This window comes from Lysinibacillus sp. DFXJR4 (assembly GCF_057196045.1).
Genome location: NZ_JBXUNW010000003.1, coordinates 92,900 through 118,229, shown reverse-complemented (window position 1 = coordinate 118,229; position 25,330 = coordinate 92,900). Strand labels below are relative to the sequence as shown.

Sequence of the window (25,330 nt, the reverse complement as noted above, 5' to 3'; positions counted from 1 at the left end):
GAATTTTTATTGAGCTTTGATTTTTTTATGATATTCGGTAATATTAATTAGCAAACTTATAAATAGTATTGCAAAAAAATGAAACATATTAGAAAGTTATTCGTATAACGTGTAGAGGAGGCGGAAAGACATGAATGTAAAAAGGTGGACTGCTTTAATTATTGCAGGTGTATTACTTGTATTTTCTTTAGGTATCAACACTGTATTTGCAATTTTTAAATCAGATTTCTTTGGTAATTTTGACAGCATAATGGCTGGAAATGATTTGTCAGTTATGGAGACAGTTATCGAAAATGGTAATATGGATAAGCGGATAGCCTATTTAAAGATTGATGGAGCAATACAAGATATTGGCTCAAGTTCGTTATGGCAACCAGTAGCATATGACCATCAATTCTTTTTAGAGCAATTAGATAATATTTTAAATGATGATTCGATACAAGGTATTGTTTTAAGTGTCAATTCACCAGGTGGTGGTGTTAAAGAATCTGCAGAAATTTATAAAAGACTATTAAAAATTAAAGAAGAGCGACAAATACCAATTTATGTTTCTATGGATTCAATGGCTGCATCAGGAGGTTACTATATTTCAGCACCAGCCGATAAAATATTTGCACAACGTGATACAATAACAGGTTCAATAGGTGTCATTATGCAATCAATTAATTATCAGGCTTTGGCAGAAAAAGTTGGTATTAAGTATGAGACGTTTAAATCTGGTGAGCATAAGGACATGCTAAGTCCTATGCGGGAAGTAACAGCAGAAGAGCGTGCCATGATGCAGGATATGATTAATGAATCATATGAGGAATTCGTTGATATTGTTGAAAAAGGACGTAACATGTCTGAAGCAGAAGTTAAAAAAGTTGCTGATGGTCGAATACTAAGTGGTACAAAGGCACTTGAATCCGGCTTAATTGATGAAATTGGTGATCAGGAAGCCACGATTACTGCATTACGCGAAGATTTTGGTTTACAAGATGCTGAATTATTTGAGTATTCATATGAAATGGGTGGCTGGCAGTCATATGTTGGCATGAAGATTGGATCTGTCTTTGGTCCATCTACTGAGGAAAAAATGCTGATGAAAATCATGACAGATTATAAAGCACCAAAAATGATGTACTTATACGGCGAATACTAAGGGGGGAGCACAATGACAAACCATGAAATTGTTATGCAAGGTTCATCCTCTCTCAGTAATACGTTACTAATTGATCAATCCGAAAAAACGATTATGAATAAAAACTACGCTAAAAAAACAGCAGGATTTTGGATCCGTTTTTGGGCATTTTTATTAGATGGATTTATTATTACAGCAGTTGGTGGCATTTTCATTAACCCTATTTTTTATGTAATGGATTGGTCATTATCTGAAACAGTATGGTATGCACCCATTTCAATAATCACTGCTATCCTCTATTATAGTTATTTCGTCCTGATGACAAAGTTTTTTGGGCAAACATTAGGGAAAATGGTATTTGGATTACGTGTGGTTTCACTAAAGCATGATAAACTTACCTGGTCCGATGTGATATTTCGTGATTGGATTGGGCGAATAATTTGTAATATTTTTATGCCACTATATATTCTTGTCGTTATTTTACCTGACAATAAAGGTTTACATGATTTCTTTGCGGATACAACTGTTGTGCATGAAAATACGTTTATTGAAAAGGAATTAACACAACCTCCACTCCCAATCAAAGAGGATAGTCTTACAACTGAACCTCTCATAGAAAAAGACATAGACATTCTTGAAGAAAAAAAAGAGGAATAGCAATTGGAGCTGTCTCAAGTAAATGGGACAGCTCTTTTTTATGGTGCTTGAAATTGAATTACGGAGTTGTCTTAGTTGCAAACAATTCCCTTCATTTAGTAATATTATGTACATATGATGATTAGGAGGCGTTTATATGGCACAAGTAACATTTAAAAATGGTCCAGTAACACTTATTGGTAACGAAGTAAAGGTTGGAGATCAAGCACCAAATTTCACAGTATTAGCGAACGACCTTTCACCTGTTACATTGAAAGATTCTGAGGGAAAAATTCGTTTATTTAGTGTTGTACCATCATTAGATACTGGTGTGTGCGATGCCCAAACACGTCGTTTTAACGAGGAAGCAGCAAACTTAGGAGACAATGTTGTAATTTATACAGTATCTGTTGATCTTCCGTTTGCTCAAAAACGTTGGTGTGGTGCTGCAGGGATTGATGCAGTTCAAACAGTTTCAGATCACCGTGACCTTTCATTTGGGGAAGCCTATGGGGTATACATCCAAGAATTACGTCTTCTAACGCGTGCAGTTTTCGTGGTGGATGCTAATGACAAAGTGACATATGTGGAATATGTACCAGAGGCAACAGACCATCCAAATTATGAAGCGGCGATTGAAGCTGTCAAAGCACTAGCATAAAATACTGCTTTTAGGCTAAGATATTACTAGACAAAGGGGCTGTGACAAGGTTTTGTCACGGCTCTTTTCTGCGTGAAAGGAAGTTATCTATGGAAAATATTGAGAAGTTATTTGGTATGCTGAATGAACATGCTGAGAAAATAGAAAAAGAACAAGATATTACTTTGCTTGAAGGAGTTTTGGATGGTTTAGAGGCGTGGCTAGATGGAGTAGTTGATTTTTCTCAAGAAGGTGCAACTAAGGAAGATGTACGAAAAGCAGTTCAAATTGCTATCTTAAAGGGTATGAGAAAAGGTTCTCAGCCTAATCATCAAATGACACCGGATACACTTGGTCTATTAGTTGGCTATTTTGTGGAGCAGATTTTTGCAGATCGTCTAGCAACAGAAAAAATCGCTATGTTGGATCCTGCGGTTGGTACAGGGAATTTACTACTAACAGTTATGAATTTATTAGATGGAAAGATAGAAGCTACTGGTGTCGAGATTGATGAGCTGCTTATTCGTTTAGCCGCAGCAACAGCTGATTTGACAGAGCAGCCTGTGTCATTATACCGTCAAGATGCTTTAGAGGATTTATTAGTAAATCCAGTGGATGCAATTGTTTGTGATCTACCAGTTGGTTATTATCCGAACGAGGAAGTGGCATTGAATTATGAATTATGTCCTTCAGAAGGAATGAGTTTTGCACATCACTTGTTTATTGAGCAGTCCATTAACTACACGAAGGATGGGGGCTATTTATTCTTCCTTGCGCCATCCCATCTTTTTGACTCAGAGCAATCTAAGCAATTGCATAAATATATCCAGAAGCATGCTTGGATTCAAGCAATTATTCAGCTGCCCGATACAATGTTTGCTAACAAAGCCCTTGAGAAAAGCATTGTTATTTTGCAAAAGCAGGGGCAGGAGTTTAGGGCACCGAAAGAGGTATTGCTGGCAAAGGTACCAAATATGCAAAATAAACAAGCGCTAGCGATGTTCTTTGAAAAAGTGAAAATGTGGCGCGAAGATAAATAATTAAAAAGGTATCCAAAATTGGATACCTTTTTATGTACTAATTATTTTTCTGGCGTACGGATAACAAGTACGTCACATTTTGCTGAACGTACAATTGCTTCAGATACCGAACCGATTAGGAAGCGTTCTACTGCGTTTAGACCAGTTGCACCACAGATGATTAAGTCTGCGTCTACGATGCTAGAAAGCTCTTTCGTAATGATATTTTTTGGTGAGCCATATTCAATTACAAGGTTAATGTTCGTTAAGCCTTCATCTTCAGCTTGTTTTTTGTAACCATTTAATAATTCTTCAGAGAATGCTTGAGCACGCTCGGCAATTGAACGATCATAAGCTTCGATTGCAGCAAAAGAACGTGTATCAATAACATTTACTAGGTTTAACACAGCACCTTCGTTACGTTTTGCCACGTCAATTGATTTACGGAAAGCGTATTCTGCTTCCTTAGAACCGTCTACTGCAACTACAATGCTTTTATAATGATTAGCCATTTGAATTACCTCCCTGATTTATATATTCTGATTATACCAAATGATTTTCTAAAGGAAATACTTTCCGAAAGAAAAAATGTGAAAAAGTGAAGGCTTTTATTGTGAAACTGCTAAAATATCAATTTCCCTCATATAATTTTGTCCAAAGAACTGTACTTCCAACTTGAAATCCATTATAAAAACGAAGATTACATTTCGTTAATAGAAATGGTGAGTGTCCATTTTTTGAATACCAACTTAAATGTAGTGTTAGTAATTTGAAAATTTTGTATTTTGGAAATGTTATTAATTTTAGCTGTAATCGCTTTATTTAAAGCATTATTTGATTATTTTTGGTAATATGGAAGGGCAAGGGGTGCATCAATACGGAAAAAATCGTATTTACAAAAATGATGCTAATTTCTTAGGCAATGGAAGGGGATAGGAAAGATGAAAATTGGTATTCCAAAAGAGATTAAAAACAATGAAAATCGTGTAGCAATGACACCCGCTGGAGTTGTTACATTAACACATGCTGGTCATGAAGTGTTCATTGAAACAGGTGCAGGCTTAGGATCAAGCTTTACAGATGCAGACTACCAGGCAGCAGGTGCTCACATTGTTGAAACAGCAAAAGAGGCATGGTCACAAGAAATGATTATGAAGGTAAAAGAACCTGTTGCATCAGAATATGACTACTTCAAAGAGGGGCAAATCCTATTCACTTATTTGCATTTAGCACCAGAAATCGAACTGACGCAAGCTCTTTTAAATAAAAAAGTTGTTGGTATTGCTTATGAAACAGTTCAATTAGCAAATGGTTCCTTACCACTATTAACACCAATGAGTGAAGTTGCAGGTAAAATGGCAACGCAAATTGGGGCACAGTTCCTAGAGAAAAACCATGCAGGAAAAGGAATTCTACTTGGCGGTGTATCTGGTGTACCACGCGGTAAAGTCACTGTTATTGGTGGTGGTATTGCTGGAACAAATGCGGCAAAAATAGCTGTTGGTATGGGCGCAGATGTAACAGTAATTGATTTGAGCCCAGAGCGTTTACGTCAATTAGAGGATTTATTTGGTCGTGATGTTCAAACATTAATGTCTAATCCTTATAATATTGCGGAATCCGTGAAAAACTCAGATTTAGTAATTGGAGCAGTGTTAATTCCTGGGGCTAAGGCACCTAAGCTTGTTTCTGAGGAAATGATTAAGTCTATGCAACCAGGCTCAGTAGTTGTTGATATTGCAATTGATCAAGGTGGAATTTTTGCAACATCTGATCGTGTGACAACACATGATGATCCAACCTATGTTAAACATGGTGTCGTGCACTATGCAGTAGCAAACATGCCAGGAGCTGTTCCTCGTACTTCAACTATTGCTTTAACAAATAATACAATTCCTTATGCACTGCAAATCGCCAATAAGGGATATAAACAAGCATGTCTTGATAATCCTGCATTGAAAAAAGGTGTAAATACGTTAGATGGACAACTTGTTTATAAGGCGGTAGCTGATTCTCAAGGTCTGCCATTTGTTGATGTAGATGAATTACTTCAATAATTAATTGAAAAAGCAAAAGGAAGCTACTATGAGAAAACTCATGGTGCTTCCTTTTTTGATTGGATTAAATGTAATTAGGAATATTAAAGCACAATTAATTCCTTTTGGAACTTCGTCAGCACCTCAACTCCATCTTTTGTAACAACCACGTCATCTTCAATACGGACACCTGTTACATCAGATTTGTAGATACCTGGTTCAATTGTAAAGACCATTCCTTCTTCCATAATCAGTTCATTAGTACCTGTCACTGAAGGGAATTCATGGACAGAAATGCCAAGGCCATGACCTAGTCGATGTGTAAAATACTCCCCGAAACCAGCATCAGCAATCGTGTCACGGGCAATTATATCTAACTCCATTGCACGGACACCTGGCTTTACAGCAGCAATGGCATTTGTATTGGCAGCTAGCACAGTATGATAAATTTCCTTCTGTGCTTCGCTTGGTTCACCAAAAGCAACTGTACGTGTAATATCAGAGCAGTAACCATCGTAATTTACGCCTAGATCAAATAACACCATATCGCCTTTTTCAATTTTACGGGAACCTGGTATACCGTGTGGAGATGCTGTTTTCGGTCCACTCAATACTGTTGTTTCGAAGGACATTTTACAGCCTTTTTCTTGAATAGCACTTTCAATAGCTGTTACAATTTCCATTTCTGTTTTTCCTTCAGCGATTTCCTTACAACCGACCTCAATTGCGTAGTCAGCAAGTTCAGCAGCTTTACGTAATTTTTCTAATTCATGTTCATCCTTAATAACACGCATAGCATTGATTTTTTCATCAAGACGGACAAAATTTGCTTCCGGGAATGATTGCTGTAGTGCCTCTAAACGCTCTACAATAAGGTGAGTCTTTTCAATAGCAAAAGCTGATGGATTCACATTTCGATCTTTTATAGTTTGGGCAAGAACTTCCATGGCGTTTTCCGTATCTTGATGACCAACTACCTCGTATGACCAGCCAGCAGCCTTCGCATCTGGAATCTCCATTTTTGGACAAATTAAAAAAGGCTCTGCGTTTTTGAAAATCATCACGCCCAGTAATCGCTCATGTGGATTACTTTTAAAGCCAGAAACGTAAAAAACATTATCAGGTGTTGTTACGAAAGCAGCATCAATTTGGTTTTGTTGTAAATAGTTTTGAATTTCTTCTACCTTTGACATAGACATTTCCTCCTCTTGTTGCTTAAAAGATTTTTTTACTGTTGAAGCTTGGTGAGGCTTCTACTTTTGAGCGGGTCATCTCCTTTGCTAATGAATAATTGTCTCTTAATCGGGTAAAGTCTGTTAAGATAAGACAACAATTCTCCCTATAAGCATATCAAAAAAAGGGAAAACGCGCATGAATAGCGAATAAAAATTAAAGGGGGCATATTGTGTAATAGTAATCAGTAGCTTACTAATTACCAGTTACCAATTGGCCTTTTCGACACATGGATTCGTAACAATAGTGCAAGGAGGAATTATAAAATGGAGATAAGCTATCATGGACATTCCGTTGTTAAAATTCAAACTCATGGGAAAACAATATTGATTGATCCATTCATTAATGGGAATGGGCAAACAGATTTAAAGGTTGCGGAAGAAGCACCAGATATTATTATATTGACGCATGGACATAATGATCATGTTGGTGATACGGTAGAGCTTGCAAAGAAGAAAGACGCACTTGTTATTGCACCAAATGAGCTGGCCAATTGGATTTCTTGGCAAGGCGTGAAAGCGCATCCAATGCACATAGGAGGGGCAAGAGAATTTGATTTTGGTAAAGTGAAATTTACGCAAGCATTCCATGGTTCTTCCTATGTAACTGAAAATAATGAAATAATTTATATGGGAATGCCAGCAGGAGTTTTATTATTTATTGAGGGATTGACAATCTATCACGCAGGAGATACAGCGCTATTTAGTGATATGAAATTAATTGGTGAGCGCCATCCGATTGATATTGCCTTTATACCAATTGGTGATAATTTCACAATGGGGCCAGAGGATGCTGCATGTGCAGTTGCATTTTTAAAGCCGAAAATTGTCGTACCAATTCATTACAATACATTTCCTCCAATCGAGCAGGATCCACAAATTTTTGCGGAGCTAGTGCAAAATTCAGAGGTACAAATTTTAAAAGCCGGTGAAAAAGTAAACTGTTCCTAAACAGTGACACTGCTGTACTATATAAATTGACACCACGTACATAGTTGAAACGATGGGGAAAGTTAAACAAATTCATCACTTTATATTAAATATTTTTATAAAATATATGGTACACTAAGAGCAGAAATGATGCTTGAGGAATAGGTGATATTTTGTCTACAAAACATGAGAAAATTTTACAATACATCGAATCACTACCCGTGGGCGATAAAATTTCAGTACGTCAAATTGCAAAAGAAATGCAAGTTAGTGAAGGAACTGCATACCGTGCTATTAAGGAAGCGGAGAATCGCCGTTTAGTTAGCTCCATTGAACGGGTTGGAACAATTCGTATTGAAAAGAAAAAGAAAGAGAATATTGAACGCTTAACGTTTGCTGAAATTGTCAATATAATCGATGGACAGGTTTTAGGTGGGAAATCAGGACTACATAAAACGCTGACAAAATTTGTGATTGGTGCGATGCAATTAGAGGATATGATGCGCTATACAGATGCAGGAAGCTTGCTTATCGTCGGAAACCGTATTAAAGCCCATGAGAATGCGCTACGAGCTGGTGCAGCTGTTTTAATTACTGGTGGTTTTGACACAACGGAGGATAATAAGCAGCTTGCAGATTCATTAGATTTACCAATCATTTCAACGAGCTATGATACGTTTACAGTAGCGACGATGATTAATCGAGCAATTTATGATCAATTAATCAAAAAGGATATTTTATTTATTGAGGATATCTATGTCCCGATGACAGATACAGCTGTCCTAAAAAATGATGAAACAATTCATCATTTCCAAAAGCTAAATGAGCGAACTACTCATGGTGCCTTTCCAGTAGTGACAGCCAATAATAAGCTTGTCGGGATGATTACTGTAAAAGACGTAATCGGTCGAGAAGAAACTGAGCTTATTGAAAAAGTAATGACTAAAAACCCAATTGCTGGATCCATGAAAATGAGTGTTGCTTCTGCGGGTCACCGTATGATTTGGGAAGGCATTGATTTGTTACCGATCGTTGATGATGATACGATTTTACAAGGCGTGATTAGCCGGCAAGATGTGCTTAAGGCACTTCAGCTTGCACAAAGACAGCCTCAGCATGGAGAAACAATTGATGATTTAGTAAAAAATGAAATGAAGGTTCTTGGTGATGAAGAACTAATCGTTGAGTTTAAAGTAACACCTCAAATGACAAACCAATATGGGGCGATTTCTTACGGAGCATTTACAACTTTATTAGCAGAAGTTGGTTCATTTGCATTAAAGCGCCGTAAGCGAGGCGATGCCGTCGCCGAAAACATGACGATTTATTTCATCAAGCCTGTACAAATGGAAAGTACACTTACTGTAAAACCTCGAATTTTAGACATGAGTCGTAAATTTGTGAAAATGGACTTCGAAGTGTTTAATCAGCAAATGTTAGTCGGGAAGGCAATGATGATGTTCCAACTCTTGGAGCGCTAAGCTGGAAAAGGGATGGCCTAGTGGAAATATTAGGCCATCCCTTATTTTTTTGCTTATTGATTGATACGGTACTCCTCTTCAACAAATTGACCGTAGTGTCGAGCTTTTTTAATATTTTCAATAATAACAAAGATGCCTAAAACGACAAGAATTGCTACAATAATAAATGTGTATAATCCAGGGAATAAATAAGCTTGATTACAACCAAAAAAAAGTATAAAAGCACCGAAACTTACATTCGCTCTGCTTTTGTACCATTTTTTTGCAATCGGTAATGGAGAACGGAATTGTTTTGTTTTAAAGTAAAAATAAAAAACAAATGATATGATTATGGCAAACACAAAAATTAAATTGAGCATAGTAAACCTCCTAGCATAACTAGACATTATTGTAACGATTATTGATGAAAAATGCTAACGGTTATTACTATCATTTTGGAGGAAAATATATTGAAACGACAAATCATCGACACAATTGCTTTATATGAGACAATTATTATTCATCGTCATGTACGTCCAGATCCAGATGCTTATGGATCTCAACAAGGTTTAAAAGAATTAATCTTAACCAACTATCCAGAAAAAAGGGTTTTTGCTGTAGGTGAGCATGATGATTCTTTAACATTTATGGCACAGCCTGATCAGATTACTGATGATGTTTATGATAATGCTTTAGTAATTGTTACGGATACTGCAAATACTGAACGTGTTGACGACCAACGCTATACAAAGGGTAAAATGGTTATTAAAATCGATCATCATCCAAATGATGATGCATATGGCGATTTATTGTGGGTGGACACGACAGCTAGCTCTTGTAGTGAAATGATCTATGAGCTTTTTGAGGAAGGGCGCAATGCAGTCAACTGGTCGCTATCTAGTGCAGCTGCAAGATTGCTATTTGCTGGTATTGTGGGTGATACAGGAAGATTTCAATTTCCAAGTACAACAGCGAAAACGTTTAAAATTGCTGCAGAACTCATTACATATGATTTTGATAGAAATCAGATTTTTAATGGCATGTATGAAATGGAACAAAAATTACTAAATTTACAGGGCTATATCTATCAAAATTTTGAAATGGATGAGCATGGCGCAGCATATATAAAGCTGACGAAGGAATTGCTAACAGATTTTGATGCTGTACCATCTGAGGCTTCTCTTTTAGTAGGCAGCCTTGGTAGTGTGAAAGGTATTTGTGCATGGGTTGTGTTTATTGAGGAGGGGGAACAAATTCGAGTACGTTTACGCTCGAAAGGTCCTGTTATTAATACGCTAGCGAAGGAATTCAATGGTGGGGGACACCCATTAGCTTCAGGTGCAACTGCTTATTCATGGGAGGAAGCGGATCGTGTGATAAATCGTTTACAGGCAATTTGTCAAACGTACCGCTCAAATAACTAACAAGATCAGGAAAGGAAGGGATTCATTTGACACATGTATATACGAAAATGCATACGAGCGCGGATTTATTGAAAAGCACGATTCGGCTTGAACAATTGATCCCTTTTTTACAAGAGCAAAAAACGCAGGCCTGTGCAATCGTCAATTCGAAATTGTATGGGCTTTTGCCTTTTTGTAGGGCATTACAGCAAGCAAATATTCATGCTGTAATTGGTCTTTCTGTAAACATACAATGGCAGGAGCTACAAATTCCATTAGTTTTATATGCAAAGACACAAGAAGGTTATCAGCATTTATTAAAGATTAGTAGTGCTGTTTCGATAAGAGAGGATGAAGTTTTACCTTGGAAATGGCTAGAAGGGTATGCAGCAGGCTGTATAGCATTGCTTTCCTCTAATGACATAACGGAAATTGAGCATTGGACAGAGGCAGCAAATGCACTAAAAGCATTATTTGGTCAGCATTTATTTATGGGTGTTGCTAGACCAGCAGGGATGATAGCAGAAAAAGAACAGGATTGTGTTACATGGTGTAAAAACGAAAGCGTTCCTTTAGTCGCTTCACAAAGTTGTTATTTTCTACGACCTGAAGACCACTTTGCTTACGAGGTAGTAAGAGCTATTGATACAGGTGAAAAATGCACAGATACAAAGGTACCTGCTTTGCAAGGTTATTTTGTGCCAACGCAGAGTGAATGGAGCAGCTGGTTTGCTGATCATCCTGAATGGCTTGAAGCGAGCGCAGCAATGTTAGCTAGCTGTACGGCCAAAATTCCACATATGCCTGTGCAAATGCCAAAATTTCCAGTGCCAATAGGAGAAACAGCTGAGAACTTACTTGTCAAGGAGGCGTATACTGGATTAACAATGCGCTTCAATGAGCATGAAATACCACCTGCTTATCGAGAGCGACTACAATATGAGCTTGAAATTATTTGTTCAATGGGCTTTGCGGATTATTTTTTAATTGTTGCAGATTTTATGCGATATGCCAAAGAAAATCAAATTTTAACGGGACCAGGCCGGGGTTCATCAGCGGGATCACTTGTAGCCTATAGTCTTTCTATAACACAAGTAGATCCTCTAGCATATGGATTAATATTCGAACGTTTTTTAAATCCAGAACGTATCTCTTTGCCAGATATTGATATAGATTTTGTAGATAATAAAAGACAAAAGGTTATACAATATGTTGCACACAAATATGGTAAGGCAAATGTCGCGCAGATTATTACATTTGGTACATTATCTGCAAAAGCTGTGGCTCGGGATGTAGCTCGAGCTTTAGGCTTCGAAGCTGAAACATTAGAAAAGATTTCGAAATTGATTCCTAATAAACCTGGAATGACGCTACAAAAAGCGGTAGCAGAGTCACAGGGCTTACAAGGCTGGATAGCAGAGAATGAAAAGCATCGTCGTTGGTTAGAAGTAGCTTTGAAATTAGAGGGCTTGCCAAGAAATTCCTCTACGCATGCTGCTGGGGTTGTATTAGCACCATCTCCCTTGGTCAATACAATGCCTATTGAGAAGGGGCATGATGATATTTATTGTACGCAATGGCCAATGGGTGATGTAGAAGCATGTGGTCTTGTGAAAATGGACTTTTTAGGCTTGCGTAATTTAACAATTTTAGAGCAGATACGCTGGTCAATTTATAAAGCAAAGGGACCATGGATAGAGTTTGAACGAATCCCGATGCAAGATGAAAAAACACTCCAACTTCTTCAAAGGGGAGATACATTAGGGATTTTTCAGTTGGAATCTGAAGGCATGAAGCAAGCTTTACGGGACATTAAACCAACTCATTTTTTAGATATCGTAGCAGTCAATGCTTTATATCGGCCAGGTCCAATGGATTTTATTCCAATTTATGCAAGACGGAAATCAGGACAAGAATTAGTGGTTATGCCACATCCTGTGTTAGAGCCGATTTTACAAGAGACATTTGGTGTGATCGTTTATCAGGAACAGATCATGCAAATTGCCTCGATAATGGCAGGCTTTTCGATGGGACAAGCAGATTTACTGCGTCGAGCGGTCAGCAAGAAAAATCGCCAAGTTTTAGAGGAGCAACGTGCTGTATTTGTCAATGGAGCGATGAAGCAAGGTTACGATATTCATATAGCAGAAGAAGTATATGCACTGATTGTACGATTTGCGGATTATGGCTTCCCTAAAAGCCATGCGGTTGCATATAGTGTTATTTCCTATCAATTGGCCTATTTAAAGGCGCATTATCCAAAAAGCTTTTATGCAGCGTTATTGTCAAATGCAACAGGAAATGCGGAAAAGATTCAGCAACTTGTGAATGAAGCCAAAGAGCAGGGTATAATTTTTTACCCACCCTCATTAAAACATAGTACTAAATATTTCACTGTAGAAAATGATGGCATTCGTTATAGCTTATCAGGAATTAAAGGTGTTCCTCATCCCTTTATTGAGACGGTTAAGGCCATACGACAATCGAATGTAGAGGCATTGAATAATTTATTTGATCTAGCAGTTGCTTTAAGTGCTCAGCATTTTAAACCGAAAGTAATAGAATCTTTAATTTTTGCTGGAGCCCTTGATTATTTGGAGAAAGATCGTGCTGTACTTATTAAGACTGTAGAAGCAGCTTTGAAGCATGCAGAGCTATTAAGACCTACAGAGGATATTGACTGGGCATCAGCTACTGCTTTTAGCTTTGGTAAACCAAAATATATGCAAGCTCAAGAAATGACGCAAAAAGAAAAACTGATCCGCGAGAAGGAAGTTTTAGGTTTTTATATATCAGCACATCCTGTATCAGAAGAGCGAGCTTTCTGGCCGGATACCAATGTTACATGCAGAGAGTTAAAACATACACGAGATGGAACCTATGTCAAAGTGATTGGCTTGATTGAAGAGATAAAAAAAATTCGTACAAAAAGAGGTGAGCAAATGGCTTTTGCTCAGCTTCAAGACGAATATGGCGCAGTGTCCATCACCCTATTTCCACAAGTATTTCAGCTTGTACAGGACTTTTTAAAGGAGGATGAAATACTTTATATTGAGGGTACAGTGGAAAGAAGATTTGGAAAGCCGCAGGTGAAAGTAAAACACGCACAAACGACGAAAAAAATATAAAATGAAACAAGAATTTAGAAACTGCATAAATTTTATGCAGTTTTTTCTTTACATTTCATCAGTTATTTTGTAAGCTAGAAACAACGTTAAAAGTGGTCAGACCACTTTTTGATAAGGGGAGTTAGTCGTATGGATAAAAAGACCGAACAAAAGAAAGTGTTTTTAGAAATCGTCCAACAATTACGTCAACTCATAAAAATAGAAAAAATACAAGCTGGGGAGAAGCTACCTTCCGAACGAGTTCTGTCAGAGCGTCTAGGTGTCGGACGTTCCTCTGTAAGAGAGGCATTGCGAAGTTTAGAATTGCTCGGACTGATTGAAACAAGACATGGTGGTGGTACTTTTCTAGCATCAACACATAAACATCAGCTCGTAGAAATACTGTCGATGTTTATATTAGAAGATGAAAAATCAAAAAAGGATGTCGAATTAACGCGGCAAATTCATGAAAAGGAAGCTATCCGCGTAATAAGTTGTACAGAGATTCTTCGCATACTACCTGTGTGGGACAGTTTTTTTGTGAAACTAGAAATTGAAGGTACGGTAAATTGTCGGGATATTTTACGAGAGCTAATAATAACGGCAGGAAATCGACTGTCTTTAAAAATCTGGTTTCAATTAACAGCTTATGATGGTGATCGTTTAAATCGAAACTCAACAGAAGAGGAAAAGTTAATTATTCAAACAATGTTGAAATCGATGCAGCTAGGCTATGAAAAAGAAGCATTAAAAGCTTACGAACAGTGGATGAATACTGAACAAAGCATTTAGACAACAGAGGGGGAGTCAAACATGGCAATACGTAGCTTATTTAGTGGTAATAAGAAAAAGAAAGAGAGCGGTCAAGAAAAGGCATTTCCAGAAGGACTGATGACAAAATGTCCTGAATGCCGCCATATTCAATTAACGAAGGAATTAGAGAAAAATCATAAAGTATGCACAAAATGTAGCCATCACTTCAAAATGACTGCACAGGAGCGCGTCGATTATTTCTTAGATGAAGGCTCATTTGTTTCTATGGATGATCATTTACAAACAAGTAATCCACTTAATTTCCCAGCGTACGTAGAAAAAATTTCTGTGGACCAACAAAAAACGGGCTTAAATGAGGCTGTATTGACAGGAGTAGGAACATTAGACGGAGAAGAAATTGTCGTAGCAATTATGGATTCTCATTTCCGTATGGGCTCCATGGGCTCAGTTGTTGGAGAAAAAATTACACGAGCTGTTGAAAGGGCTACTGAATTGCGTGTACCGTTTATTATTTTTACTGCTAGTGGAGGAGCGCGCATGCAGGAAGGCGTTCTATCATTAATGCAAATGGCGAAAACGAGCGTGGCATTAAAACGTCATAGTGAACAAGGGCTTTTATTTATTTCCATATTGACACACCCAACAACAGGTGGTGTTTCGGCAAGCTTTGCATCTGTTGGAGATATTAATATTGCGGAACCACAGGCATTAATTGGCTTTGCTGGACGTCGTGTTATTGAAGAAACGGTTAGAGAAAAATTACCAAATGATTTCCAAACAGCAGAATTTTTACTAGAGCATGGTCAACTTGATGCCATCTTCCCTCGTAAAGATTTGCGAGATCAAGTAGCAGTACTTGTAAAAATTCATACGAAAGGCGGCGTACAACATGCCTAAAAATTTAGCTTTTGAAGAACCAGTAATACAATTACGTGAAAAAATAGATGAATTAAAATCAATAGCTGCTGAAGCAGATGTAGATATGACAGGGGAAATTGAAAAGCTTGAAACTCGTCTGACTCAGCTAGAGCAATCCATATACGCCAATATGAAGCCGTGGGATCGTGTGCAGGTTGCTAGACATCCAGAAAGACCAACGACATTACAATATATAGAAGCGATGTGCGAAAATTTTATAGAATTGCATGGGGATCGGACGTTTGGTGATGATGCAGCCATTCTTGGAGGTATTGCATTTTTTGAAGGACAGCCGGTAACAATTATCGGACATCAACGTGGAAAATCTACAAAAGAAAATATCCGTCGTAATTTTGGTATGCCACATCCAGAAGGTTATCGAAAAGCATTGCGATTAATGAAGCAGGCTGAGAAATTTAAACGACCGATTATATGCTTTATTGATACGAAAGGCGCGTACCCAGGTAAGGCAGCTGAGGAACGAGGTCAAAGCGAAGCAATTGCTAGAAATTTGATTGAGATGGCAGGCTTAAAAGTACCAGTCATCAGCATTGTTATTGGCGAAGGTGGTAGCGGTGGTGCACTTGCATTAGGGGTAGCTAATCGGGTCTTTATGTTAGAGAACTCAACATATTCTGTTATCTCTCCTGAAGGAGCAGCATCCATCTTATGGCGTGATGGAAGCCTTGCAAAACAAGCTGCGGAGGCAATGCGTATAACAGCACCTGATTTAAAGGAGCTAGGTGTCATTGATGGCATCATTCCAGAAATTACAGGTGGTGCACATCGCAATGTAGCAAAACAGGCACTTTATATAAAGGAATGTATAAGTGACACACTGAAAGCATTAAATTCTTTAGATGGTGAACAATTAGTTGAAGATCGTTATGAGAAATTTAAAAAAATAGGTCAATATACAGAATCAGAAGTATAAAAATATTTTGTAATTAAATTTTAGAATCAGATTCGATAGTTGAAATCTGCTCGTAAAGAGATTAATTTTGTCTTTAAATAATGAAAAAGCTTTTATGATATAAGAAGATAGTAGCGCAAAAATAACGCCAGACTTCTTGAAAAAATGTTAGATTTCGGATGTTTTTGAATGGAAAGAGTGTGTGAAAGCGCATTCTTTTTATTTTTTATGTAAAAGTTATGTTTTTATAGTCTTAGAACCCTTACATAGTTTGTTTTTTCATGTTAATGTGAATAATAATAGTAACTGCAGGAGGTTCGACAATGAAAAAAATTGCCGTATTAACAAGTGGTGGAGACGCACCAGGAATGAACGCAGCTATTCGTGCAGTAGTTCGTAAGGCAGCATTTCATGGAATCGATGTTGTCGGAATTAAGCATGGCTATGAAGGCTTAGTAAAAGGTTACATGGAGACCCTTGATTTAGGTTCAGTAGGTGGCATAATCCAACGAGGTGGTACACAGTTAAATTCAGCGAGATGTCCTGAATTTAAAGAAGAAGCAGTCCAACAGCGTGGTATTGACAACCTGCGTGCAGCTGGAATTGAAGGTTTAGTTGTTATTGGTGGTGATGGTTCCTACAGAGGTGCTATGGATTTAGTGAAGAAAGGCTTCCCTGTTGTTGGTGTGCCAGGAACAATTGATAATGATGTACCGGGCACAGAATACACAATAGGATTTGATACGGCACTAAATACTGTTGTAGAGTCCATTGATAAAATTCGTGATACAGCAACCTCTCATGAAAACTCCTTTATTGTAGAGGTAATGGGAAGAGATGCAGGTGACATTGCTTTATGGGCAGGTCTTGCAGCTGGTGCTGAAACAGTTTTAATTCCAGAAGAAGATTATAATTTAGATGATATTGTGGCACGCTTAGATCGAGGAGCAGCTCGAGGTAAAAAGCATAGTATTATTATTGTTGCTGAGGGTGTCATGTCAGGCAGTGATTTGGCAAAATTGTTAAATGAAAAAACGGGGAAAGAGACACGTGTTTCTGTTTTGGGCCATATTCAGCGAGGTGGTTCTCCTACTGCACGTGATCGTGTTTTGGCAAGTCAATTCGGTGCTCATGCAGTTGAATTACTAATGGAAGGAAAGTCTGGCAGAGCGGTAGGAATTCGCAATCATCAAGTAATTGACTATGATATGCCTGAAGCTTTCGAAAAAAATCATGAGGCAGATGTAAGTTTATATACGTTAATGAAAGAACTATCAATATAATTTGGCATAAAAACGGAGTGGGCAGAAAATGAGAAAAACTAAAATCGTATGTACAATTGGTCCGGCAAGTGAGTCGCCAGAAACTTTAGAAAAACTGATTGAGGCAGGTATGAATGTTGCCCGCTTAAACTTTTCACATGGTTCGCATGAGGAGCATGAGGTACGTATTAATTTAATTCGTGAAGTTGCACAGAAATTAGGAAAGCCAGTTGGGATATTACTCGACACTAAAGGTCCTGAAATTCGTACACATAATATGAAAAACGGGGAGCTACATCTATCAGCAGGTCAAGTAATCGATATTTCAATGACCGAGGTTGAGGGTACAGAGACTAGCTTCTCTGTCACATATGATCGTTTGATTGAGGATGTAGAACAAAACTCTATTATTTTGTTAGATGATGGACTTATTCAGCTACGTGTCTTAGCGACAGACATGGAAAAAGGTCTTATTCATACAATTGTTGAAAATGCGGGTATTTTAAAAAATAAAAAAGGTGTGAATGTACCTGGTGTTTCTGTCCAGCTTCCTGGAATCACAGAGAAGGATGCACAGGATATTTTATTTGGCATTAAGCAAGATGTAGATTTTATCGCAGCTTCGTTCGTGCGTCGTGCGAAGGATGTGCTAGAAATTCGCGAGCTACTTGAACAAAATGGTGGCAGTCATATTCAAATTATCCCAAAAATCGAGAACCAAGAGGGTGTCGACAATATCGATGAAATCATCTTAGTGTCAGATGGATTAATGGTAGCTCGTGGTGATCTTGGGGTAGAAATTCCAGCTGAGGAAGTTCCGTTAGTACAAAAGAAATTAATCTTAAAATGTAATCAAGTAGGGAAACCAGTAATTACTGCTACACAAATGCTAGATTCAATGCAACGAAACCCACGTCCAACACGAGCAGAGGCAAGTGATGTAGCGAATGCGATTATTGATGGCACAGATGCTATTATGTTATCTGGTGAAACAGCAGCAGGTCTATATCCAGTGGAATCTGTTCAAACAATGAATAAAATTGCGCAGCGTACAGAAAACTCTTTAGACTATAAAGCAATTGTTTCTGCACGTAGTAGAGAAAAAGAGGCAAATATGACGGAGGCTATATCTCAGGCTGTAGCATATACGTCGATCAACCTAGGGGTAAAGGCAGTTTTAGCGCCGACTGAAAGTGGTAATACAGCTAGAATGATTGCGAAATATCGCCCAGGTGTACCAGTTGTTGCCGTAACGGGGTCCTCAAATACAGCTCATACATTAACTTTAGTTTGGGGAGTATATCCAGTTGTTTGTCAGCGCGTGACAACTACTGATGAAATTTTAGAGCTAGCAGTTGATGAGAGCTTAAAACATGGCTATGTAACGCATGGTGATGCAGTTGTTATTACAGCTGGTGTTCCAGTAGGTGAAGCAGGTACAACTAATTTAATGAAGGTTCACATTATTGGAGATTTACTAGCTCGTGGTCAAGGAATTGGCAAAGCCTCTGTAGTAGGAAAAACGGTTGTTGCAAAAAATGCAGCAGAGGCATTAGCCTATGATACAGACGGATGTATTATAGTAACGGTTGGATCTGATCGTGATATGATGCCAGCGCTTGAAAATTGTCTTGGTCTAATTACAGAAGAAGGTGGACTTACAAGCCATGCAGCAGTAGTAGGTCTGAGCTTAGGTATCCCTGTTATCGTTGGAGTAAAAGAAGCTACAACATTGATACGTCATGGTCAGGAAATCACAATGGACGCGGAAACGGGCGTTATTTATAAAGGACATGCCAGCGTTCTTTAAGAAAGGAGCTCTAGTGCGAACGACTGTACTAGAGCTTTTTTCTAAACATAACAAACACTTTTCATACATAAACCTTCTTCATCCGTAGCGTGCTTGAATATAAATAGATTGATCTCTCTACATGATGTTTCATTTGTTTTTTTAATGAAACAAAATGGGCTATAATAACGTATAAGAGGTATAGCTTTTTAGATAGAAGGGAGAAAAATATGAGAAAAGTTTTTCTTGGTTTCATTGTCTATGCATTAGCCGAACTGGCGTTATTAATAGTAATTGGTCAAAATATTGGTGTTTTTAATACATTATTGCTCATTGTTGCAACAAGTATTATAGGTATTTATGTAGTAAAAAATAAAGGTATGAATTCTGTGCAAAATGTTAAAAATACGATAGCACGAGGAGAGGCACCAGGCCCTGCCTTAATTGATACCGTGTTAACTTTTAGCGGTGGTGTATTACTGGCTTTGCCAGGATTTTTAACGGATTTAATTGGTTTGCTACTACTTATGCCTTTTTCTCGTAAAATGTTCCAACCAATTTTTTATTATTGGATGCGTAAAAAAATGAAAAAAGGGAATTTTATTATCGTTCAAAAATAGCATTTTCCTTTAGTTTAACCGCTAAAAATAAAAAAAATGGGCTTAGTAAAATACCATAAAAACCAAATAATAAAATGGAGGCAGCACTGATGAAAAAGGTGTGGAAGGTACGTAATTGTAGCGTATTTGACCAAAGCATAGATTCAGCTAGCTGCCTTGTTAATTGAACGAATAAATATAACACCAAAATGGCAACACATAAAAAGGTATTGCCCGTGAAGTAAAAATAAATGCTCATAGGTACAAGAAAAACACCAATGCCAAAGAACGGCAGAACATCTGCGAAGGCTACAATAAAAGCTTTAATGATAGCTTGTTCAAATTGAAGTAGCATAAATCCTGCACATAGTATGAGCAACGTAATCGTGAAAAGCTGAAATTCCACGAATATAAAGTAATGAAATAGCTGCATTACTTTAGAAAAATGTGACTGCCATTCATTGCGATATTTTTTTGGCACATATCGAAAAAACCAATAACGGGATTTCCGAGTCTCTAATAGGGCGAAATAGTAGGCAACAAGGAATATAAATACTTCAATGACATGCTTCATAATTAATTGAAAAATATTCGCTATATAAATTAAAATCGAATCAAAAATAGACAATGATTTTTCCTTCAAAACTTGGATAAACATGGATTCATATTCATCGAAAAGTGGGAAATTTTGTAGTGTATCCCGGATTTCAGGAAAGATATGAATGACGCTATTGATGGATATAACAGCAAGAAAAAAGATACAAGAAAGTATTAAAATTTCCACAATGATTGCTGCAAGCCAATAAGCGACCCTACAATAAGTGTGAAGAAATTTTATGATAGGATACGTCGAAAAAGATAAAAAAATTGCCAATGAAACAGGCAATACGAACCAGAGTATTACCAAATAGAAAATGAAAAATAAAACACTAGTAGTTCTTTCGTACGAAAAATGCTTAATATTCCTCATTTTTACAAATTCACCCCATTTCAAAAGTTAAATTAATGTCAAAATATACAATAAAACCTCTTTAGAGCATATATATAATCGCTCGGGCGCCTTTTTCTTTAATTAGATGATTTTCATTCACAAAGCTGTCAAAAATGATTATAATAGCAATGTAAGCGATTTACTTAATGGTTCATATGAGCAAAGTACGTAAATGTGACGAACAAAATACATTTACAACCAAAAAATATAAGTATGAGGGAGCGATAATTTATGTCAGCAACTAAAGGATTAGAAGGTATCGTAGCAGCGGAATCTAAAATCAGTTCAATTATCGATGACACACTTACATATGTTGGTTACAACATTGATGATTTAGCAGAGAACGCGTCATTTGAAGAAGTAGTTTATTTATTGTGGCACACTCGTTTACCAAAAGAAGACGAGCTAGCTGAATTAAAACAACAATTAGCAGACAACATGACAATTCCGCAAGCAATTGTAGAGCAATTCAAAACATACCCACTTTCAACTGTACATCCAATGGCTGCGCTACGTACTGCAGTATCTTTACTTGGTGTATTCGATGAAGAGGCAGATGTTATGGATCCAGAAGCTAACTACCGTAAAGCTATCCGTTTACAAGCTAAAATTGCTACAGTAGTTACTGCATTTTCACGTGTTCGTAAAGGTTTAGAGCCAGTTGCGCCAAAACCAGAATTAGGATATGCAGCAAACTTCTTATACATGCTTAAAGGTGAAGAACCAGCAGCAATCGAAGTTGAAGCATTCGACAAAGCATTAGTATTACATGCTGACCATGAATTAAATGCATCCACATTCACAGCGCGTGTATGTGTAGCTACATTATCAGACGTATATTCTGGTGTAACAGCAGCTATTGGTGCTTTAAAAGGACCACTTCATGGTGGTGCAAATGAGCAAGTTATGAAAATGTTAAGTGAAATTGGCTCACTTGATAAAGTTGAATCTTACATTCAAAATAAACTAGACAACAAAGAAAAAATCATGGGCTTCGGTCACCGCGTATACCGCAAAGGCGACCCACGTGCACCACATTTACGTGTAATGTCACAAAAATTAACTGAACTAACTGGTAAACCAGAGCTATATGAAATGTCAGTTAAAATCCATGACATGATCGTAGAACAAAAGAAATTACCTGCAAACGTAGACTTCTTCTCTGCGTCAGTGTATGATTCTTTAGGTATTGATCATGACCTATTCACACCAATTTTCGCAGTATCACGTACTTCTGGTTGGGTAGCTCATATTTTAGAGCAATATGCTAACAACCGCCTAATCCGTCCACGTGCAGAGTATGTTGGACCAGGCATGCAAAAATATGTTCCAATCAGCGAGCGCTAATTTGGAAAATATGCTAGAATATTTGGGACTGTGTTACTGATAACACAGTCCTATGATTATGAATTTAGGAGGCAACAGCAATGTCAAACAAAATTGTAGTTGAAAATGGCGTACTTAATGTACCAAACAATCCAGTGATTCCTTTCATCGAAGGTGATGGAATTGGTCCAGATATTTGGGCTGCAGCATCACGAGTAATCGACGCAGCAGTTGAAAAAGCATACAACGGTGAAAAGAAAATCGAATGGCTAGAAGTTTTAGCTGGTGAAAAAGCATTCAACCAAACTGGTGAATGGTTACCACAAGAAACTTTAGACAAAATTAACGAATACCTAATCGCAATTAAAGGTCCTCTTACTACTCCAATCGGTGGTGGTATCCGCTCTCTAAACGTAGCATTACGTCAACAGCTTGACCTATATGTGTGCTTACGTCCAGTACGTCACTTTGATGGAGTACCTTCTCCAGTTAAACGCCCAGAAGACGTTGATATGGTTATCTTCCGCGAAAACACAGAAGACATCTACGCTGGTATCGAATTCGAATCTGGTTCTGAACAAGCTCAAAAAATCATCAACTTCCTACAAACTGAATTTGGTGTTAACAAAATCCGCTTCCCAGAAACTTCTGGTATCGGTGTAAAACCTGTATCTAAAGAAGGTACTGAGCGTTTAGTACGTTCTGCTATCGAATATGCTATTAATCATAAACGCCCATCTGTTACTTTAGTACACAAAGGTAACATCATGAAATTCACTGAAGGTGGGTTCAAAAAATGGGGTTATGAATTAGCTGAAAAAGAATTTGCTGATCAAACATTCACTTGGAACCAATATGATGCAATTAAAGCTGAACAAGGTGAAGAAGCAGCAAACAAAGCACAAGCTGACGCTTTAGCAGCTGGTAAAATCTTAGTGAAAGATTCTATCGCTGATATCTTCTTACAACAAATTTTAACTCGTCCAAATGAGTTCGATGTAGTTGCAACAATGAACTTAAACGGTGACTATATCTCTGACGCATTAGCTGCACAAGTTGGTGGTATCGGTATCGCTCCAGGCGCAAACATTAACTATGTAACTGGACATGCGATTTTCGAAGCTACTCACGGTACAGCTCCAAAATATGCTGGTCAAGATAAAGTAAACCCATCTTCAGTATTACTTTCAGGTGTATTAATGCTTGAACACTTAGGATGGCAAGAAGCTGCTGACATGATTACTAAATCTGTTGAGAAAACAATTTCTTCTAAAGTTGTAACTTATGACTTCGCACGTTTAATGGACGGCGCTACAGAAGTGAAATGTTCAGAATTCGCTACTGAGTTAATCAAAAACCTTTAATTTTCTATTGTAATATAGAAATAATAGGGAAGCAGATGCTTTATTCTGCCGATATAATTAGGGTAAAATGTATTTAGTTTAATAAAGTATTACGATGAACTTGTTTAATCGAGGGAGGAGATGATATTCTCCTCCCTCTTTTAAAATATATAACCTAATTTTAAAGGAGCGTATTTAAATGTCTCTGAAACGTAAAAAAATTTCAGTAATCGGTAGTGGTTTTACAGGTGCTACAGCTGCATTTTTAGCAGCTCAGAAAGAGCTTGGCGACGTCGTATTAGTTGATATTCCACAAGCAGAAAACCCAACAAAAGGAAAAGCTCTAGATATGTGGGAAGCTGCACCAGTGCAAGGCTATGATTCGTATGTGAAGGGTACTTCTAACTATGCAGATATAGCAGATTCTGATGTAGTCCTTATCACTGCTGGTGTTGCCCGTAAACCAGGGATGAGTCGTGACGATCTTGTCCAAATTAATCAAGGTGTAATGAAGGCTGTTTCTAAGGAAATTGCTGCTCATGCACCAAATGCAACGATTATCGTGCTCACAAACCCAGTAGATGCTATGACTTATACAGTTTACAAAGAAACTGGTTTCCCAAAAAATCGTGTTATCGGTCAATCTGGCGTACTTGATACAGCTCGCTTCTGTGCGTTTGTTGCAGAGGAACTTAATATCTCGGTGAAAGACATTACTGGTTTTGTTTTAGGTGGCCACGGTGATACAATGGTACCACTTACTCGCTATTCATTTGCTGGCGGTATTCCATTAGAAACATTAATTCCTGCTGATCGTCTTGAAGAGATTGTTAATCGAACACGTAATGGTGGTGCAGAAATCGTTAATTTACTTGGTAATGGCTCAGCATACTATGCTCCAGCAGCAGCACTTGTTGAAATGGCTGAAGCAATTATTAAGGATCAAAAACGTATTTTACCATCCATTGCATATTTAGAAGGCGAATATGGCTACACTGATTTGTATTTAGGTGTTCCAACTTTACTAGGTGCAAATGGTATCGAAAAAATCTTTGAGCTGGACTTAACAGACAAAGAAAAAGCGGCTTTAGATAATTCGGCAGAAGCAGTCCGCAATGTTATGAAAGTTTTAGCTTAATAAAAAGCTTATGAAATCGAGTGGGAATCATTCCTACTCGATTTTTTTGTTTAATAATAGACTGTTCAGATAGCTTATTAAATTATATTCCTTTAATTTACTAATATATCGTATGCCTATCAATAAAATGGCTATTCTGCTTTTCGTTGTACTTTTAGAATAAAATTGATACTATGAAGGTAGTATGATGGAAAAGGGGTTGGCGTATCTTTGCTTCAAAAAAACAGTAAGCTTGGTCTCACAATAGATGAAATTACAGTTGGCGAGAAGATTCATATTACTGAAAAGATAGAGGATAAGGATTTACTGCTTTATTTAGGCCTTACGAATGATAGTAATCCGCTTTATATTCAACATGATTATGCTGCGATGACGCCTTTTCAAAAGCCAATCGTACCTACAATTATGTTAAATGGTATCATTACGTCAGCTGTGTCAAAGTATATTCCTGGACCAGGTGCACGAATTATTGAGCAACATTTAAAATATTTAGGACCTCTCTATCATTATGAATTATTTGATACGCTTTTAGAGGTAACAGAAGTAAATAAACTCCAAAATATAATTACTGTATCTGTCCACTCCTATAATGAGCAAAAGCAGCTTGTGATAGAGGGAACCTTATTGGTGACACCGCCACTTGCGCTATAGACGTTTTAAGATTTGAAATGGGGGTTTCAAATCACTAACG

23 protein-coding genes are annotated in these 25,330 nt (G+C 37.5%); 19 read left to right on the top strand and 4 right to left on the bottom strand.

Translation table 11 applies throughout. The annotated features are described in order from the left end of the window. Positions 1 to 130 precede the first annotated feature (130 nt). The 4 genes from sppA to AC2CGN_RS10780 all read left to right on the top strand — a co-directional run bounded on the left by sppA (position 131) and on the right by AC2CGN_RS10780 (position 3,439). On the top strand, positions 131 to 1,144 hold the full coding sequence (gene sppA, locus AC2CGN_RS10795) for a signal peptide peptidase SppA (RefSeq protein ID WP_429982735.1): 1,014 nt from the start codon (positions 131 to 133) through the stop codon (positions 1,142 to 1,144). 12 nt (positions 1,145 to 1,156) lie between these two features. Then, entirely contained in the window at positions 1,157 to 1,780 is a 624-nt protein-coding gene (locus tag AC2CGN_RS10790) for an RDD family protein (protein WP_484513800.1), read from the top strand. A 136-nt stretch (positions 1,781 to 1,916) separates the two neighbouring features. After that, positions 1,917 to 2,420, top strand: coding sequence for a thiol peroxidase (tpx, locus tag AC2CGN_RS10785; RefSeq protein ID WP_054770901.1), 504 nt, complete (start codon positions 1,917 to 1,919; stop codon positions 2,418 to 2,420). 89 nt (positions 2,421 to 2,509) lie between these two features. Beyond that, the gene (locus AC2CGN_RS10780; RefSeq protein ID WP_286924619.1) at positions 2,510 to 3,439 is read left to right on the top strand and encodes a class I SAM-dependent methyltransferase; all 930 of its coding nucleotides are present in this window, start codon (positions 2,510 to 2,512) and stop codon (positions 3,437 to 3,439) included. A gap of 41 nt (positions 3,440 to 3,480) precedes the next feature. Here the strand turns inward: AC2CGN_RS10780 and AC2CGN_RS10775 are convergent, their stop codons facing one another. Beyond that, on the bottom strand, positions 3,481 to 3,930 hold the full coding sequence (locus AC2CGN_RS10775) for a universal stress protein (RefSeq protein WP_283869160.1): 450 nt from the start codon (positions 3,928 to 3,930) through the stop codon (positions 3,481 to 3,483). Positions 3,931 to 4,359: 429 nt separating this feature from the next. Here AC2CGN_RS10775 and ald point away from each other — a divergent pair, with 429 nt between their 5' ends. After that, on the top strand, positions 4,360 to 5,475 hold the full coding sequence (ald, locus tag AC2CGN_RS10770) for an alanine dehydrogenase (protein WP_429985870.1): 1,116 nt from the start codon (positions 4,360 to 4,362) through the stop codon (positions 5,473 to 5,475). Positions 5,476 to 5,558: 83 nt separating this feature from the next. Here ald and AC2CGN_RS10765 read toward each other — a convergent pair whose 3' ends face one another. Next, a complete protein-coding gene (locus tag AC2CGN_RS10765) occupies positions 5,559 to 6,647 on the bottom strand; it encodes a M24 family metallopeptidase (RefSeq protein WP_286924617.1) in 1,089 nt (362 codons plus the stop codon). A gap of 306 nt (positions 6,648 to 6,953) precedes the next feature. On the opposite strand from AC2CGN_RS10765, the gene AC2CGN_RS10760 reads away from it, so the two are divergent. Then, positions 6,954 to 7,637, top strand: a complete 684-nt coding sequence (locus AC2CGN_RS10760; protein WP_286924616.1) for a metal-dependent hydrolase — start codon at positions 6,954 to 6,956, stop codon at positions 7,635 to 7,637. Positions 7,638 to 7,789: 152 nt separating this feature from the next. Continuing rightward, positions 7,790 to 9,097, top strand: a complete 1,308-nt coding sequence (locus tag AC2CGN_RS10755) for a DRTGG domain-containing protein (protein ID WP_286924615.1) — start codon at positions 7,790 to 7,792, stop codon at positions 9,095 to 9,097. 53 nt (positions 9,098 to 9,150) lie between these two features. On the opposite strand, the gene AC2CGN_RS10750 is transcribed toward AC2CGN_RS10755, so the two are convergent. Further along, positions 9,151 to 9,456 (bottom strand): YtpI family protein, encoded by a 306-nt coding sequence (locus tag AC2CGN_RS10750; protein ID WP_286924614.1) that lies wholly within the window; start codon positions 9,454 to 9,456, stop codon positions 9,151 to 9,153. A 90-nt stretch (positions 9,457 to 9,546) separates the two neighbouring features. Here AC2CGN_RS10750 and AC2CGN_RS10745 point away from each other — a divergent pair, with 90 nt between their 5' ends. The 8 genes from AC2CGN_RS10745 to AC2CGN_RS10710 all read left to right on the top strand — a co-directional run bounded on the left by AC2CGN_RS10745 (position 9,547) and on the right by AC2CGN_RS10710 (position 19,862). Next, on the top strand, positions 9,547 to 10,500 hold the full coding sequence (locus AC2CGN_RS10745; protein ID WP_484513796.1) for a DHH family phosphoesterase: 954 nt from the start codon (positions 9,547 to 9,549) through the stop codon (positions 10,498 to 10,500). A 26-nt stretch (positions 10,501 to 10,526) separates the two neighbouring features. After that, positions 10,527 to 13,607, top strand: a complete 3,081-nt coding sequence (gene dnaE / locus AC2CGN_RS10740) for a DNA polymerase III subunit alpha (RefSeq protein WP_484513794.1) — start codon at positions 10,527 to 10,529, stop codon at positions 13,605 to 13,607. A gap of 129 nt (positions 13,608 to 13,736) precedes the next feature. Further along, complete coding sequence (locus AC2CGN_RS10735) at positions 13,737 to 14,378, top strand: FadR/GntR family transcriptional regulator (protein ID WP_286924611.1); 642 nt, start codon at positions 13,737 to 13,739, stop codon at positions 14,376 to 14,378. Between the two features lie 21 nt (positions 14,379 to 14,399). Beyond that, the gene (accD, locus tag AC2CGN_RS10730) at positions 14,400 to 15,257 is read left to right on the top strand and encodes an acetyl-CoA carboxylase, carboxyltransferase subunit beta (RefSeq protein ID WP_484513791.1); all 858 of its coding nucleotides are present in this window, start codon (positions 14,400 to 14,402) and stop codon (positions 15,255 to 15,257) included. Further along, positions 15,250 to 16,212, top strand: a complete 963-nt coding sequence (locus AC2CGN_RS10725; protein ID WP_429989786.1) for an acetyl-CoA carboxylase carboxyltransferase subunit alpha — start codon at positions 15,250 to 15,252, stop codon at positions 16,210 to 16,212. The genes accD and AC2CGN_RS10725 overlap by 8 nt, the downstream gene beginning before the upstream one ends. A gap of 302 nt (positions 16,213 to 16,514) precedes the next feature. Next, entirely contained in the window at positions 16,515 to 17,474 is a 960-nt protein-coding gene (pfkA, locus tag AC2CGN_RS10720; RefSeq protein WP_286924607.1) for a 6-phosphofructokinase, read from the top strand. A 28-nt stretch (positions 17,475 to 17,502) separates the two neighbouring features. Continuing rightward, the gene (gene pyk / locus AC2CGN_RS10715; protein ID WP_286924606.1) at positions 17,503 to 19,263 is read left to right on the top strand and encodes a pyruvate kinase; all 1,761 of its coding nucleotides are present in this window, start codon (positions 17,503 to 17,505) and stop codon (positions 19,261 to 19,263) included. Between the two features lie 209 nt (positions 19,264 to 19,472). Further along, entirely contained in the window at positions 19,473 to 19,862 is a 390-nt protein-coding gene (locus AC2CGN_RS10710) for an FxsA family protein (protein WP_369593500.1), read from the top strand. On the opposite strand, the gene AC2CGN_RS10705 is transcribed toward AC2CGN_RS10710, so the two are convergent. Then, entirely contained in the window at positions 19,846 to 20,811 is a 966-nt protein-coding gene (locus AC2CGN_RS10705; protein ID WP_286924604.1) for an AI-2E family transporter, read from the bottom strand. The genes AC2CGN_RS10710 and AC2CGN_RS10705 overlap by 17 nt on opposite strands. A gap of 252 nt (positions 20,812 to 21,063) precedes the next feature. Between AC2CGN_RS10705 and citZ the strand changes: the two genes are divergently transcribed. The 4 genes from citZ to AC2CGN_RS10685 all read left to right on the top strand — a co-directional run bounded on the left by citZ (position 21,064) and on the right by AC2CGN_RS10685 (position 25,290). After that, complete coding sequence (citZ, locus tag AC2CGN_RS10700; protein ID WP_429982728.1) at positions 21,064 to 22,179, top strand: citrate synthase; 1,116 nt, start codon at positions 21,064 to 21,066, stop codon at positions 22,177 to 22,179. 80 nt (positions 22,180 to 22,259) lie between these two features. Beyond that, positions 22,260 to 23,522, top strand: coding sequence for an NADP-dependent isocitrate dehydrogenase (gene icd / locus AC2CGN_RS10695; protein WP_484513787.1), 1,263 nt, complete (start codon positions 22,260 to 22,262; stop codon positions 23,520 to 23,522). Between the two features lie 178 nt (positions 23,523 to 23,700). Further along, complete coding sequence (mdh, locus tag AC2CGN_RS10690; RefSeq protein WP_429982727.1) at positions 23,701 to 24,639, top strand: malate dehydrogenase; 939 nt, start codon at positions 23,701 to 23,703, stop codon at positions 24,637 to 24,639. Between the two features lie 210 nt (positions 24,640 to 24,849). Further along, positions 24,850 to 25,290 carry a MaoC/PaaZ C-terminal domain-containing protein gene (locus tag AC2CGN_RS10685; protein WP_283869142.1) on the top strand — a complete coding sequence of 147 codons (441 nt, stop codon included), beginning with the start codon at positions 24,850 to 24,852 and terminating at the stop codon, positions 25,288 to 25,290. Positions 25,291 to 25,330: the final 40 nt, after the last annotated feature.